The following is a 13,700-nucleotide window of genomic DNA, read 5'->3' as shown; positions in this document are numbered from 1 at the left end:
GAGCCGCTCCGCGGCGCTTCAGGCGGGTCGGGTCCGGCTCAGCAGCGGCGCGCCGTCGCGGAACAGAATCAGTTCTCCCGGCGACAGCGCCTGCCAGTGCTCGTTGTCGGTCAGCGGCTGGGTGGCGACCATCGCCACCTGGTCGCGCGGGGTGGTGACGGTGGCGAAGTCCACGCTGACGTCGTCATCCACCAGGTGGGCGGTGTTGAACGGCGAGCGGCGGATGATGTAGTGCAAATGGGTGGAGCAGTGCGTGAACAGCGCTTCGCCGTTGCTCAGCATGAAGTTGAACACGCCGCTCGCGCTGATTTCGTCTGACAGCCGCGCCACTTCGTCGAACAGCGCTTCCAGTTCCGGCGGCTCCGACCATTTGGCGCGCAGTTTTTCCAGCAGATGGCAGAAGGCGCGCTCGGAGTCGGTGGTGCCGACCGGGCGGTAGTGTTGGCCGGGCTCGGGCTGGAAGGCCTCCAGGTTGCCGTTGTGGGCGAAGATCCAGTACTGGCCCCACATCTCGCGCATGAAGGGGTGGGTATTGGCCAGGTTGACCTCGCCCTGGGTGGCTTTGCGGATGTGGGCGATGACGTTTTCCGACTTTATCGGGTAGCGGCGCACCAGGTCGGCCACCGGTGATTCCACCGAGGGCTTGTCGTCGAGGAACACGCGGCAGCCCTTGTTCTCGAAAAAGGCGATGCCCCAGCCGTCGGCATGATGATCGGTGAGGCCGCCGCGGCGATGGAAGCCTTCAAAGGAAAACAGGATGTCGGTAGGGATATTGCAGTTCATGCCCAAGAGCTGGCACATCGGCTTGATTCCACGTCTTTATCAGTTTGCATTCGGACTGGCCGTATTGCCAGCGTAACCATTCAGCCTGAGCTTAGGCGATATGGGGCCGGCGGGCAATCGCCGCATGCCCGTATTTCGCCGCCGGCGATATGGGAAAATTTCATAAGCTGATGACTTTTTACGTGGATGGCATGGCGCAGGCGCGCGCAGCGGTCATGGCTGGCGGTCCCATGGCGCTTGCGGGCCGCTGAAGCGCTCGGCCAGGAAGTCCAGCAGCCCGCGCAGCGCCAGCGGCAGCAGCCGGCGCGAAGGATAGAGCGCGTGGATCCCCAGCACCGCCGGCTCCCAGCCGGGCAGCAGCGCCACCAGCTCGCCGCGGCGGACGTAGGGAGCGGCCAGGTAGCTGGGCTGCAGGCTGACGCCGGCGCCGGCCAGCGCGGCGCTGAGCAGCGCGCTGGCCTCGTTGGCGCTGATGCGGCCGCTCACCCGCACGCGCAGCGCTTCCTCCGCGCCTTGCTGGAAGCGCCACTCGCTGCGGCCGAAGTTGCTGTAGCTGAGGCAGCGGTGCGCTTCAAGCTCCAGCGGATGGCGCGGGACGCCGTGGCGCGCGAGGTAAGCGGGGGAGGCCACCGCCAGCGAGCGGCAGTCGCACAGCCGCCGTCCCACCAGGCCGGGATCTGGCTCATTGGTGATGCGGATGGCGAGGTCTATTCTTTCTTCTATCAGGTTGACGGTGCGGTCGCCCAATTGCAGGTCCACCCGCAACTGCGGATGGCGTTCGGAGAATTCGGCGATGGCGCCGGCCAGCACTGCCTGGCCGAAGGAGGTGCTGGCGGTCACCCGCAGCAGGCCGCGCATCTGGCCGTCGCGCTGGCTGGCGTCGGCCCGCACTTCGGCCGCCAGCTCCAGCATCTGCTGGCAGCGGGCCAGGCAGGCGAGGCCGGCGTCGGTGAGGGTGACCTTGCGGGTGGAGCGCTGCAGCAGGCGCACGCCCAGCCATTGCTCCAATTCGTCGACGTAGCGGGTGACCATCGGGCGGGACATGTCCAGCTTGTCGCCGGCGGCGGTGAAGCTGCCGAGTTGCGCCACCTCGGCGAAAACCTGCATGGCGGTGAGCCTGTCCATCAATATGCTCGTTTTTTGAAACAATAATGTGCAGTTTAACCCATTTATTGGTGCGATTCCTGCGCTTATAGTGTGCGCATCTTCACCGAATCGCTTTCAACCCGCCGGCGGGCGCCGGCACCAGACTTAAGGAGTCACACCATGATCCGTCAAACCCTGATCGCCGCCGCCCTGTCCGCCGCCGGTTTCGCCCATGCGGGCGACCTCAAGCTGTCGGTTTACAACGCCGACGGCAACAGCTTCAACGTCAGCTCGGTGCTGGTGTCCGGCGACAAGGATGCCGTGCTGATCGATACCGGCTTCACCCGCGCCGACGCCTACCGAATCGCCGCCCGCGTGCTGGACAGCGGCAAGAACCTGAAAACCATCTACATCAGCCAGGCTGATCCGGACTACTACTTCGGCGCCTCGGTGCTGAAGCAGATCTTCCCCAAGGCCGAGCTGGTGGCCGCGCCGGAAGTGCTGGCCCACATCAAGGGCAATGTGAAGGGCAAGGTGGCGTTCTGGGGCCCGAAGATGGGCGCCAACGCGCCGCAAGCCAAGCCGCTGCTGCCGACCGAGATCAAGGCCGACAAGATCATGCTGGAAGGCAAGGCGCTGGAGCTGCGTGACACCAAGGGCGTGATGGCGCACCGCGGCTATGTGTGGATTCCGTCGATCCGCGCCATCGTCGGCAATGTCGGCGTGTATTCCGGCATGCATGTCTGGACCGCGGATACCCAGAACGATGCCGAGCGCAAGGGCTGGTACAAGCAGCTGGACGACATGGAAGCGCTGAAGCCGGAAACGGTGGTGCCGGGCCATATGATCGCCGGCGACAAGATGGACGTGTCCGCCATCCGCTACACCCGCGACTATCTGAAGACGTTTGAAGCCAAGAACGCCGCCACCCGCAACAGCGGCGAGCTGATCGAAGCGATGAAGCAGGCTTACCCGCAAGCGGCCGAAGTGTCGACGCTGGAGCTGGGCGCCAAGGTGCGCAAGGGCGAAATGAAGTGGTAAGCGAGCGCGCGATGAAACTGCATTACTTCTACGACCCGCTGTGCGGCTGGTGCTACGGCGCCTCCCCCTTGCTGAAGGCCGTGGCGGCGCTGCCCGGCGTCAGCGTGGAAATGCACGCCGGCGGCATGATAGATGAGTCCGAAGGCCGCACCGTCACGCCGGACTGGCGGGGCTATGTGATGCCGCACGACGCGCGCATCGCCCAGATGAGCGGCCAGCCTTTCGGCGACGCCTACTTCAACGGCTTGCTGAAGGATATCGGCGCGCCGCTGGCCTCGGATCCGCCGATCGCGGCGATCCTGGCGGCCGGAAAGCTGGGGGCCGATCCGCTGGCGATGCTGGCCCGCATCCAGCGCGCCCATTATCTGGAAGGAAAGCGCATCGCCGAACTGGAGACGCTGAGCGAGCTGGCGCTTGAGCAGGGCCTGGCCGCGGCGGACTTCGCTCTGGCCTGGCGCGAGGCGAGGGCGGAGGCGGAGCGGCATATCGCCCAGACGCGCGGCCTGATGAGCCAGTGGGGGCTGCGCGGCTTCCCGTCGGCGGTGCTGGAGCAAGACGGCAAGCTGGAGCGGCTGGAATTGTCCGGCTGGTTCGGCAAGCCGGAACAGCTGGCCGCCGAACTGGCGCAGCGGCTGCCCAAGTTGGCGGCATCCGGTGACGACGCGCTGTTCTGCACGCCGGACAGCTGCCGCTGAACCTGTCCCCGCGGATGAAACCGCTGCCTTCTGGCAGCGGTTTTTTTTGCGTCTGGGCTAGGGCTGGGCCAGCAAGTCGGCGGCGATGGCTTGCAGGGTTTTCTGGGCGCGGGCGCGCCGGCTTTCGCCAGGCTGCGCCGGCACCGGCAGGTCGGGTTGGATGCCGGCGACTTCGTCGCCGCCATCGGCGCGCAGCCGCACGCAGTCGGGAATGCGCAAACGCAGGCCGGAGTGGGGCAGCAGCAGCGGCTCCAGCTTGCCCATGAAGCCGCAGCCATCGCCGCCGGTGCGCGCGCCGACGATTTTCGCCAGCCCGTTGTCGCGGCTGACCGCGACGAACATCTCGGCGGCGGAGTAGGTTTTCTGGTCGGCGACGATATAGACCGGCCCTTGCCAGGCGCCTTTCAGCTTTTCCGTCTGCGCTGGCCAGAACAGCGTTTCCGCCACTTCCCGCGAATAGCTACCAGGTTCCAGGTGAGCCACCGCGCCGGACGCGTAGCCGGCTGCGATCAGCCGGCTGTAGCCGGCCTGAGGGTCCCATCGGCGCTGTTCGCGCCACACCCAGCTCATGTCCGGCGCCGGCCGGCTATCCAGCTCGGCGCGCTTTTGGCGGAAGTCCTGCAACAGGCCTTGCAGCTTGGCTTTGTCGCTGGCGCTCGCCGAGGCGGGAAGGCCGCTGCTCAAGTCCTCAATCCACTGGTCCAGATAGGCTTTGCCGGCCGGGCTCCTGGCCATCCACAGCGACGGAGAGCGGACCACGCCAGGGGTGAGCAGCCGGGTCATCGCGTCGCCGCTGTCGTTGCCGCCGGGATTGTTGCCCACGTCGAGGATCAGCACCCGGGCGCCGGCCTGGCGCAGTTCGGCCAGGCGCTGGGCCACGTCGGCGAACCATTGCCGGTAGGTCAGCTGGAACAGTTTTTCCGAGTCGAACGCCCCGGTTTGCGGCATCGCCGCGCGCCAGACGCGCTGGCATGCCAGCGGATAGCCTTTGGGACTGAACGTGGGGATGCGCAGCACCGCCGCCTGTCCGGCCCGGCCCAGGTCGGCCAGGCCGCTGCGCATGGACTCAGACAGGCCGTCCGAAGTCAGATGGAAACCGGGCAGGGTTTCGAACGGCAGCGAGAACCCGATCTTGCTGTCCTGCTCGTAGCCCAGGGCGGCGCAGCCGTCCAGCGGCTTGTCGCGCGCCAGGTCGCGCGGCGCCGGCTCGTCGCGGCCGCTGCTTTCCGCGGCGCTTGGCGTGTTGGCCAGCAGCGAGAAATGGCCGTCGCGGAAGCCTTGCTGAAAACCGATGATGGCCTGGCGAGCCTCGGCGTCGTCGCGGGCTTGCCGCAGCGCGGCTTGCGCCTGGCGGTCCAGCGCGGGCAGGGCGATGCCGCTTTGCGGCGAAGCCATCCAGGCCAGATGGGAGTAGCGCTGCTGCAGCGTCTGTTTCAGCAATTGGTAGTCCTGCTGCCAGGCGGCGCGATCGAAACCGGCCGTCGGGTTTGCCCACGCGCAGCCCGGCAGCGCCAGCAAGGCGAGTGCCGGAAGAAGGCGGGCAGCTGGGTGGCAATGGCGGCGCATGCGGAATGTCCTGAAGGGCGGAAGGCAAGAGAGAGTCGTGCTGGCGTGGGGCTTAGAGATTCTATATGCCAATATGCATTTGTCAATATTTAACCTTGAGGTGATGATTGTTTGGATATTTGTTTTACATTTATTCCTTGCAAGTTCGCCCCTATCGCATAGTCTGAAATACCAGTTAAATACCAATTATGGTTGACTGCGAGATAAGGAGACGGCAAATGCATAAAGGGATCAGCAGGGTTTTGCGCGGGATGACGCTGGCGGCGGCGCTGGCCTATGGCGGCTTGGCGCTGGCGGCCTGCCCGAATTGGGCGGAAGGCACCGCCTACAAGGCGGGCGATGTGGTCAGCTATAACAATGCCAATTACACCGCGCTGGTGGCGCATACCGCTTATGTCGGCGCCAACTGGAACCCGGCGGCCTCGCCGACGCTGTGGACGCCGGGCGGCAGCTGCTCCGGCGGCGATCCCACGCCGCCGACCCCGCCGAATCCCCCGACGCCGCCCAGCCCGCCGCCGGGCAATACCGCGCCGTTCGCCAAGCATGCGCTGATAGGCTACTGGCACAACTTCGCCAACCCCAGCGGTTCGGCCTTCCCGCTGGCGCAGGTCAGCGGCGATTGGGACGTGATCGTGGTGGCCTTCGCCGACGACGCCGGCAACGGCAACGTCAGCTTCACGCTGGACCCGGGAGCCGGCAGCGTCGCCCAGTTCATCCAGGACATCCAGACGCAGCAGGCCAAGGGCAAGAAGGTGGTGCTGTCGCTGGGCGGGCAGAATGGCTCGGTGACGCTGAACAATGCGACCCAGGTGCAGAATTTCGTCAACAGCCTGTATGGCATCCTCACCCAGTACGGGTTTGACGGCATTGATCTGGACCTGGAAAGCGGCAGCGGCATCGTCGTCGGCGCGCCGGTGATCAGCAATCTGGTCAGCGCGGTGAAGCAGTTGAAAGCCAAGGTCGGCCCCAACTTCTACCTGTCGATGGCACCTGAGCATCCGTACGTGCAGGGCGGCTTCGTCGCCTACGGCGGCAACTGGGGCGCCTATCTGCCTATCATCGACGGCCTGCGCGATGATCTGTCGGTGATTCATGTCCAGTACTACAACAACGGCGGCTTGTACACGCCGTATTCCAACGGCGCGCTGGCCGAGGGCTCGACCGATATGCTGGTGGCGGGCAGCAAGATGCTGATCGAAGGCTTCCCGCTAGGCAACGGCGCCTCCGGCAGCTTCAAGGGCCTGCGGCCTGACCAGGTGGCTTTCGGCGTGCCGTCCGGCCGCAGTTCGGCCAACTCCGGTTTCGTCACCGCCGACGCCGTGGCCAAGGCGCTGAGCTGCCTGACCGCGTTGCAAGGCTGCGGCAGCGTGTCGCCGGCGCAGGCGTATCCGACTTTCCGCGGCGTGATGACGTGGTCGATCAACTGGGACCGGCACGACGGCTACCCGTTCTCCAAGCCGGTGGCCGCCAGCCTGCATCAGCTGCCGGCGACGCAGGCCAAAGTGAAAAAGGCCGTCCGCGCGGTGCGGACGGCCTGGTAAGGCGGAAAGGATGGGCGCTTACTGGGCGCTCATCGAATAGCCGCTGATGTCGGCGGCGCCGACCAGGCCATTCAGGTATTCATGCATGGCTTGGTTGGCGGCCAGATCGGTCAGGTATTGCTGCAGGCGGTCCTTGATCTCGTCGAAGCCGATCTTGCTGCCTTCGGCGCGCTCGTTGACCTGGATGATGTGGTAGCCGAACTGGGTTTCCACCAGGTGGGGCGTGATTTCGCCGGCAGCGGTGCTGAATACCGCCTGTTCGAATTCCGGCACCATCTGGCCGCGGCCGAATTGGCCCAGGCTGCCGCCTTGTTGGCCGGACGGGCAGGTGGAATGTTCGCGGGCCAGGTCGGCGAAGCGCGACGGGGCGGCTTGCACTTCGGCCAGAATGCCTTCGGCCTTGGCCTTGATTAGGCCGGCTTCCAGGCCTTCGCCCTTGGGCAGCAGGATGTGGCTGGCCACGGCGCTGTCGCCGCTGACGAAACGGTCCGGATATTGTTCGTAGAATTCGCGGCAGCTGGCTTCGTCGATCGGGGCGACTTGCAGCTTCTGGTCCAGCAGCGCCTGGATGGCTTGCTGCTCGTCGGCGACGTCCAGGCCTTCGCTCTTGGCCTGCTGCACCAGCAGGGTGTGCAGGATCAGCTGCTGGATGGCGGTGTCGCGCGGGCTGGGGGTGTCGCTGTAGTGTTCCAGTTGCGAGGCGATCATGTCTTCGCTGATTTCAACGCCGTTGACGGTGATGGTCATGTGAGTTTCCTGTGAGGGAGCGGCCATGTCTTGGCGTTTCCGAATGAGGCCGCCGGAGGCAGCGCAAAGAGGAGCAGGGCAGGCCTGCGGGCGAATGTGCGCGAAGGTAAGCGCGGCGGCAGCGGCTGTCAAGAGAAACGGGGACGGCATGCCGTCCCCGTTGTGTTGCCCGGAGGAGCTTACTGCTGGATCTGGGCCTTGGCCTTCAGATCGGCGACGTACTTCTCGATGCGGGAGCCCATCACGCGCTGGGTCAGCTGCGGACGGATTTCCTCCAGCGACGGCACATTGCGTTGGGTGCGCACGTCGTCCAGTTTGATCACGTGCCAGCCGTATTCGGTTTTCACCGGCTTGGCGGTGACTTCGCCCTTAGCCAGCTTGCTCATCGCTTCGGAGAACGGCGCTACGAAAGTGCCGGCTTCCTGCCAGTCCAGATCGCCGCCCTTGTTCTTGCTGCCCGGGTCGATCGACTTTTCCTTGGCCAGCTTGTCGAAGGCCTTGCCCTTCTTCAGCGCTTCGATCACGGCCTTGGCTTCGGCTTCGGTCTTCACCAGGATGTGGCGGGCGTGGTATTGCTTGGTTTCCGGCACCGAGGCGGCCAGCTTGTCGTATTCAGCCTTCAGGTCGGCGTCGCTGACCGGGTTGGCCTTCTCGAAATCCTTGACCAGGCGGTTGGCCAGCGCCATCGCTTGCATATTGGCCAGCTCGGCGGTGAATTCCGGGCTCTTGTCCAGACCCTTTTTCACGGCTTCCTGACGCAGGACTTCGGCGGTGACCAGCTGGTCCTTGATCTGGTCGCGCGCTTGCGGGGTCACGTTCTGGCCCTGGGCTTCCATCATTTTGGCGACGGCGTCGATGCGGGCGTCGGTGATTTGCTGGCCGTTGATGGAGGGGCCGGCCACGGCGATGGCGCTGCCGGCGAAGGCGGCGACGAGGGCGGTTGTCAGCAGGAGTTTACGCATTTTCTTCTGTTCCTGGGTCGGGTATGGGTGGATTACTGAATCTTGCTCTTGGCGCGCAAGTCTTCAACGGCCTTGGCGATTGCCTCTTCCTGCAACTGGCGGGCGATCTGCGGTTTGATCTGTTCCAGCGGCGGCAACTGGGCGTTGCGGATGTCGGCAACCTTGAATACGTGCCAGCCCAGTTGCGACTGGTACGGCTTGCTGCTGTACTGGCCCTTGGAGAGCGGCTTCAGCGCTTCGGCCAGCTTGGGGTCCATCTGCGACAGATTGCCCCAGTTCATGTCGCCGCCGCTTTGCTTGGCGTTGGGATCGATGGACTTGGATTTGACCAGGTCTTCGAATTTGGCGCCCTTCTTCAGCGCGGCGATCACTTTTTGCGCGTCTGCCTCGTTGGCCAGGGTGATCTGGTAGGCGTGGACTTCCACTTCCTTGGCTGCGGCGAGCTTGGCGGCCTGCTGGTCGTAGAAAGCCTTGATCTGGGCGTCGTCGATGCCGGCTTTCTGGACGATGTCGCCGAACAGCGCGTCGCGCAGCATGCCGGCGCGCACTTCGTTCAGGCGCTGGGCGAAGGCGGGCTGTTTGTCCAGGCCGCGGCGGGCGGCTTCCTGCAGGATCAGTTCGCGGTTGATCAGCGAGCTTTTCAGCTGTTCGCGCAGTTCCGGCGAGTCCTGAACCTTGCCGCCGTTGCTTTGCACCACATTGGCGACGGCGGCGTCCAATTCCGCCTTGTCGATGGAGGTGCCGTTGACCACGGCGATGGATTCGGCTGCGGCCGGCAGGCTGATCGTGGCAGCCAGCAGCAGCGCGGCGATACGGGAATGCTTCATGCTTAGCCCTTTGTAGAAATTCAGAGTTCTTCTGGGGTCAGGGCGCGGATGGCCAGCGCGTGGACGCGGCTGGTCATCAGTTCGCCCAGAGTTTGATAGACCAACCGGTGGCGTTGCACCCGGTTGAGATTGGCAAAGCGCGCGCTGACGATGGTCAGCGTGTAATGGCCGCCACCGTCCCGGGCGCCGGCATGGCCGGCGTGCAGGGCGCTGTCGTCCTGAATGTCGAGGTGTTCCGGCGCGAGCGACTGCAGCGCCGCTTCCAGCATGGCTACCGTGCTGCTCATGCGGGAAACACCTGGCGGAATGGCTTCGCTTCCACCGCGGCGTAGACGCCGGCGGCGGCATAGGGGTCGGCGGCGGCCCAGGCGCGGGCGTCGTCCAGCGAGGCGAATTCCGCCACGATCAGGCTGCCGGTGAAGCCGGCCGGGCCGGGGTCGATGCTGTCAATCGCCGGGAACGGGCCGGCCAGTTTCAGGCGGCCGGCATCCTGCAGCGCCTGCAGGCGGGCCAGATGGGCGGGGCGCGCGGCTAGCCGCTGCTCCTGGGTGCCGGGGGCGTCTTGCGCGATGATGGCGTACAGCATCATTTCTTTTCCTCGATGTACTTGGCCAGGAACAGGCTTTGGGCGATGACGAACAGCAGCATCAGGCCCATGCCGCCGAACAGTTTGAAATTCACCCAGACGTCTTCGCTGAAGTGATAGGCGACGAACAGGTTGAGCCCGCCCATCATCGCGAAGAAGCCGCCCCAGGCCCAGGTCAGCTTGCGCCATACCGGATCGGGCATGCTGATCTGCTGGCCCATCATCATGCGCAGGCCGTTCTTGCCGGCGAAGTCGCTGATCAGCAGGCCGGCCCCCATCGCCCAGTACAGCACGGTGGGTTTCCACATGATGAAATGCTTGTCGTGCAGCAGCAAGGTGGCGCCGCCCAGCACCACGATCAGGGCCAGGCTGAACCATTGCATGGTTTCAACCTTGCGGTGCCGGATCCAGGCCCATGCCACCATGATCACGGTGACGGCGATGGCGACGCCGGTGGCGACGAACATGTCCCGGGTCAGCCAGTAGGCGCCGAAGAACAGCAGGACGGGGAGGAGGTCGGTAAAAAATTTCATGCGGGTGATTATGGGGGCAGGCCGGCGCAGATTCAAGCTGCGCCGGGCCCTGGCGCGAGATTAACGGTTAGTTTGTTTGACGACGCTTAGGGCGCTGGCGACCAGGCCGCCGACGTCGGCGACGTTGCCCGGCATGATGATGGTATTGTTTTCCTTGGCCAATTTGCCGAAGGCGGCGATGTATTGCTCGGCCACTTTCAGATTGACCGCCTCCAGTCCGCCGTCATTCTGGATCGCGCCGCCGATGCGGTTGAGCGCGTCGGCTGTGGCGTCGGCCACCAAGCGCAGCGCTTCGGCCTCGCCCTTGGCCTTGTTGATGGCGGCCTGCTTGTCGCCTTCGGAGTTGTTGATGGTGGCCTGCATCTCGCCCTGCGACTTCTGGATCGCCGCTTCGCGCGCGCCGGTGGCCAGGTTGATCTGCTCCATCTTCACGCCTTCGGACTGGGCGATGCGGGCGCGTTTTTCGCGCTCGGCGGTGATCTGCGCCTGCATCGCGTGCAGGATGTCCTGCGGCGGCACCAGGTCCTTGATCTCGTAGCGCAGCACCTTCACGCCCCAGTTGATGGCGGCTTCGTCCAGCGAGGCGACTACGGTGCGGTTGATGTCGTCGCGCTCTTCAAAGGTTTTGTCCAGCTCCAGCTTGCCTATTACCGAACGCAGCGTGGTTTGCGACAACTGTGTGATGGCGACGATGAAGTTGCTGGTGCCGTAGGACGCCAGCTTGGCGTCTGTCACCTGGAAATACAGGATGCCGTCGACTTTCAACTGGGTGTTGTCGCGGGTGATGCAAATCTGGCTGGGCACGTCCAGCGGTATTTCCTTCAGGCTGTGGCGGTAGGCGATGCGGTCGATGAAGGGCAGGATGATGTTGAGGCCGGGCGCCAGCGTGGCGTGGTAGCGGCCCAGCCGCTCGACGATGAAGGCGTTCTGCTGCGGCACCACCGCCAGCGACTTGAAAATGAAGACGACGACGGCCAGAAACAGTATCAGGGGGATCAGGGCGGTATCCATATTGGCGTTATTCCGGTTGTGTGGAGGAGATTTTCAGCAGATTGCCTTCGCGGCCGCAGATGTAGCCGGCGTCGCCGGCGTTCAGGCCGGCGTCGAGCAGCTGGGCGTCCCATTCGGCGCCGCGGTAGAAGACGCGGGCATGGCCGGGGGAGGTAAGCGAGCGGATGCTGACTTGCTGGCCCCAGTCGGGGTCGTCGCGCGGCGGCGGCGGGGAGGGATGGCGCCGTTTGCGCTGGCGGATCAGCAGCACGCCGGCGGCGCCGCAGGCGCTGGCGATCAACCATTGCGTGAATTCAGCCAGCCCAAGCCAGGCGGCGAGCCCGCCCGCGCCCATCGCCAGCGCGATCATCAGCAGGTAGAAGGTGCCGGACATGAATTCGGCGATCAGCGCGATCAGCGCGCAGGCAAACCAGAAGGTGATGGCTTGAGACATGGTTTCCCCGTTGAATGGCCATGACGGATATTGTCCGGCCAAACCTTGAAAATGACAACGGCCAGGCCAGGCCAGGCCGCTCGGGGACGCCGGGACGGCTAGACGTGGTCGCGGTCGGGCAGGTAATGCGACAGGTGGATGCGCTCTTCGCTCTCCAGCCAGGTTTTCCGGATGTACAGCCACAGGCCGGCTGCGACCACCGCGCACAACAGCAGCAGGATTTTCATGACGCCGTTCCTTGCAAGCCCTTGTTCTGCTTTCAGTTTAGACCGTTAATGGGCGGACAGCCTGTCCCGGGTATACAATCCGGTCCTTTCAGACCGCAGGAAGACGCGAATGTTCCAGTTGCAGGCCCGCGCCAGCGCCGAAATCGAAATCCGCAAGAGCCGCTTCATCGGCGTGCTGCTGCCGGCGGCCAGCCGCGCCGAGGCCGAAAGCGCGCTGGCCGACATCCGCCGGCAGTGGCCGGACGCGCGCCATTATTGCGCGGTGTTGCTGTGCGCCGGGGATTCGATGCTGGACGACGACGGCGAACCTTCCGGCACCGCCGCCAAACCGATGTATAACGTATTGCAGCACAAGGAAATCACCAATGTGCTTGCCGTGGTGGTGCGCTATTTCGGCGGCATCAAGCTGGGTGCGGGCGGCCTGGTGAGGGCCTACACTCAAGCTGTCAACGCCGCGCTGGAGCAGGCCAGCCTGGCCGAGGTGGTGAAGATGCGCCGGCTGCGGCTGGCGGTGGATTTTTCGGCCGAATCCAGGCTGCGGCGGCTGTGCCAGGAGTTGGGGTTCGCCGTGCTGGCGCTGGAGTATGGCGAGCAGGCGCTGCTGACCATAGCGCTGCCCGAGGCGGCCTGCGGCGCGGGCGTGGCGCGGCTGACGGACGGGATGTCCGGCGCGATCCGGCTGTTGTCGGACGGCTGAGGGCAACGCGGGAGAAACGGGAGAACGGGAATGACGCAGAAGCAATATCGTCTGGTGACGCGCAGCGATTTCGATGGCCTGGTCTGCGCGGTGCTGCTCAACGAGCTCAAGCTGATCAACGAGGTGAAGTTCGCCCACCCAAAGGACATGCAGGACGGCAAGGTGGACATCAGCGCCGACGACATCACCACCAATCTGCCGTATGTGGCCAAGGCCCACCTGGTGTTCGACCACCACCTGTCGGAAACGCTGCGCAACGCCACCGACGCCGACAACTACGTGATCGATGCCAAGGCGCCGTCGGCGGCGCGGGTGGTGTACAACCACTACGGTGGCAAGAAGACGTTTCCCGGCATCAGCGATGAGATGATGGCGGCGGTGGACAAGGCCGACTCCGCCCAGTTCAGCGCCGAGGAAATCCTCAATCCCAAGGGCTGGGTGCTGCTCAACTACCTGATGGACGCCCGCACCGGGCTGGGGCGTTTTCGCGAGTTCAAGGTCAGCAATTTTCAGCTGATGATGGATCTGATCGGCTACTGCCGCAATCACGGCATCGATGAAATCCTGCAGCTGCCCGACGTGATGGAGCGGGTGGCGCTGTACCGCGAGCACGAAACCCAGGCCAAGGAGCAAATCCTGCGCTGTTCCCGGGTGCACGGCAACGTGGTGGTGCTGAACCTGCTGCACGAGGAAACCATCCACCCGACCAACCGCTTCATGATCTATGCGCTGTTTCCCGACTGCAATATCTCCATCCACGTGATGTGGGGGCTGAACCGGCAAAACACCGTGTTCGCTGTCGGCAAGTCCATCCTGGACCGCAGCGCGCGCACCAATATCGGCGCGTTGATGCTGCAGTACGGCGGCGGCGGCCATGACGCGGCCGGCACTTGCCAGGTGCCGTCGGACCGGGCCGAGGACGTGCTGGACGAGCTGCTGTCCCGAATCCGCGGCCTGGGCTGAGC

General features: G+C 64.8%; 17 protein-coding genes. 5 read left to right on the top strand and 12 right to left on the bottom strand.

All coding sequences use genetic code 11. From position 1 onward, the window contains the following. Positions 1-18 precede the first annotated feature (18 nt). Together MY55_RS19855 and MY55_RS19850 are read right to left on the bottom strand one after the other, a co-directional pair. On the bottom strand, positions 19-801 hold the full coding sequence (locus MY55_RS19855) for a class II glutamine amidotransferase (RefSeq protein WP_043575943.1): 783 nt from the start codon (positions 799-801) through the stop codon (positions 19-21). Between the two features lie 195 nt (positions 802-996). Continuing rightward, positions 997-1,908, bottom strand: coding sequence for a LysR family transcriptional regulator (locus MY55_RS19850; protein ID WP_047243769.1), 912 nt, complete (start codon positions 1,906-1,908; stop codon positions 997-999). A gap of 141 nt (positions 1,909-2,049) precedes the next feature. Here MY55_RS19850 and MY55_RS19845 point away from each other — a divergent pair, with 141 nt between their 5' ends. Together MY55_RS19845 and MY55_RS19840 are read left to right on the top strand one after the other, a co-directional pair. Further along, positions 2,050-2,910 (top strand): MBL fold metallo-hydrolase, encoded by an 861-nt coding sequence (locus MY55_RS19845; protein WP_043575939.1) that lies wholly within the window; start codon positions 2,050-2,052, stop codon positions 2,908-2,910. Positions 2,911-2,921: 11 nt separating this feature from the next. Then, positions 2,922-3,605 (top strand): DsbA family protein, encoded by a 684-nt coding sequence (locus MY55_RS19840; protein WP_047243768.1) that lies wholly within the window; start codon positions 2,922-2,924, stop codon positions 3,603-3,605. A 57-nt stretch (positions 3,606-3,662) separates the two neighbouring features. On the opposite strand, the gene MY55_RS19835 is transcribed toward MY55_RS19840, so the two are convergent. Continuing rightward, on the bottom strand, positions 3,663-5,171 hold the full coding sequence (locus MY55_RS19835) for a S41 family peptidase (RefSeq protein ID WP_076098258.1): 1,509 nt from the start codon (positions 5,169-5,171) through the stop codon (positions 3,663-3,665). A gap of 218 nt (positions 5,172-5,389) precedes the next feature. Here MY55_RS19835 and MY55_RS19830 point away from each other — a divergent pair, with 218 nt between their 5' ends. After that, positions 5,390-6,712: a chitinase gene (locus MY55_RS19830; protein WP_081284762.1), complete on the top strand. Its 1,323-nt coding sequence runs from the start codon at positions 5,390-5,392 to the stop codon at positions 6,710-6,712. Between the two features lie 18 nt (positions 6,713-6,730). On the opposite strand, the gene MY55_RS19825 is transcribed toward MY55_RS19830, so the two are convergent. The 9 genes from MY55_RS19825 to MY55_RS24495 all read right to left on the bottom strand — a co-directional run bounded on the left by MY55_RS19825 (position 6,731) and on the right by MY55_RS24495 (position 12,038). Next, positions 6,731-7,459, bottom strand: coding sequence for a peptidylprolyl isomerase (locus tag MY55_RS19825; RefSeq protein WP_047236293.1), 729 nt, complete (start codon positions 7,457-7,459; stop codon positions 6,731-6,733). Between the two features lie 179 nt (positions 7,460-7,638). Beyond that, positions 7,639-8,421, bottom strand: coding sequence for a peptidylprolyl isomerase (locus MY55_RS19820; RefSeq protein WP_043575930.1), 783 nt, complete (start codon positions 8,419-8,421; stop codon positions 7,639-7,641). 32 nt (positions 8,422-8,453) lie between these two features. Beyond that, positions 8,454-9,248: a peptidylprolyl isomerase gene (locus MY55_RS19815; protein ID WP_065202909.1), complete on the bottom strand. Its 795-nt coding sequence runs from the start codon at positions 9,246-9,248 to the stop codon at positions 8,454-8,456. Positions 9,249-9,268: 20 nt separating this feature from the next. Then, positions 9,269-9,535, bottom strand: coding sequence for a BolA family protein (locus MY55_RS19810; RefSeq protein ID WP_047243766.1), 267 nt, complete (start codon positions 9,533-9,535; stop codon positions 9,269-9,271). Continuing rightward, positions 9,532-9,834, bottom strand: coding sequence for a YciI family protein (locus MY55_RS19805; protein WP_043576210.1), 303 nt, complete (start codon positions 9,832-9,834; stop codon positions 9,532-9,534). The genes MY55_RS19810 and MY55_RS19805 overlap by 4 nt, the downstream gene beginning before the upstream one ends. Next, complete coding sequence (locus MY55_RS19800; RefSeq protein WP_043575927.1) at positions 9,834-10,367, bottom strand: septation protein A; 534 nt, start codon at positions 10,365-10,367, stop codon at positions 9,834-9,836. The genes MY55_RS19805 and MY55_RS19800 overlap by 1 nt, the downstream gene beginning before the upstream one ends. Before the next feature lie 60 nt (positions 10,368-10,427). After that, positions 10,428-11,378: an SPFH domain-containing protein gene (locus MY55_RS19795; protein ID WP_047236291.1), complete on the bottom strand. Its 951-nt coding sequence runs from the start codon at positions 11,376-11,378 to the stop codon at positions 10,428-10,430. Between the two features lie 7 nt (positions 11,379-11,385). After that, the gene (locus tag MY55_RS19790; protein WP_047257570.1) at positions 11,386-11,811 is read right to left on the bottom strand and encodes an NfeD family protein; all 426 of its coding nucleotides are present in this window, start codon (positions 11,809-11,811) and stop codon (positions 11,386-11,388) included. A gap of 98 nt (positions 11,812-11,909) precedes the next feature. Continuing rightward, positions 11,910-12,038 carry a hypothetical protein gene (locus tag MY55_RS24495; protein ID WP_255361868.1) on the bottom strand — a complete coding sequence of 43 codons (129 nt, stop codon included), beginning with the start codon at positions 12,036-12,038 and terminating at the stop codon, positions 11,910-11,912. Between the two features lie 109 nt (positions 12,039-12,147). On the opposite strand from MY55_RS24495, the gene MY55_RS19785 reads away from it, so the two are divergent. Both MY55_RS19785 and MY55_RS19780 read left to right on the top strand, forming a co-directional pair. Beyond that, on the top strand, positions 12,148-12,735 hold the full coding sequence (locus tag MY55_RS19785; RefSeq protein WP_043575912.1) for an IMPACT family protein: 588 nt from the start codon (positions 12,148-12,150) through the stop codon (positions 12,733-12,735). Positions 12,736-12,765: 30 nt separating this feature from the next. Further along, positions 12,766-13,698, top strand: coding sequence for an exopolyphosphatase (locus tag MY55_RS19780; protein ID WP_043575909.1), 933 nt, complete (start codon positions 12,766-12,768; stop codon positions 13,696-13,698). Positions 13,699-13,700 lie beyond the last annotated feature (2 nt).

Origin of the sequence: Chromobacterium subtsugae (assembly GCF_001676875.1) — a bacterium.
GTDB lineage: Bacteria > Pseudomonadota > Gammaproteobacteria > Burkholderiales > Chromobacteriaceae > Chromobacterium > Chromobacterium subtsugae.
This window is presented reverse-complemented; position numbering and strand designations above follow the sequence as displayed.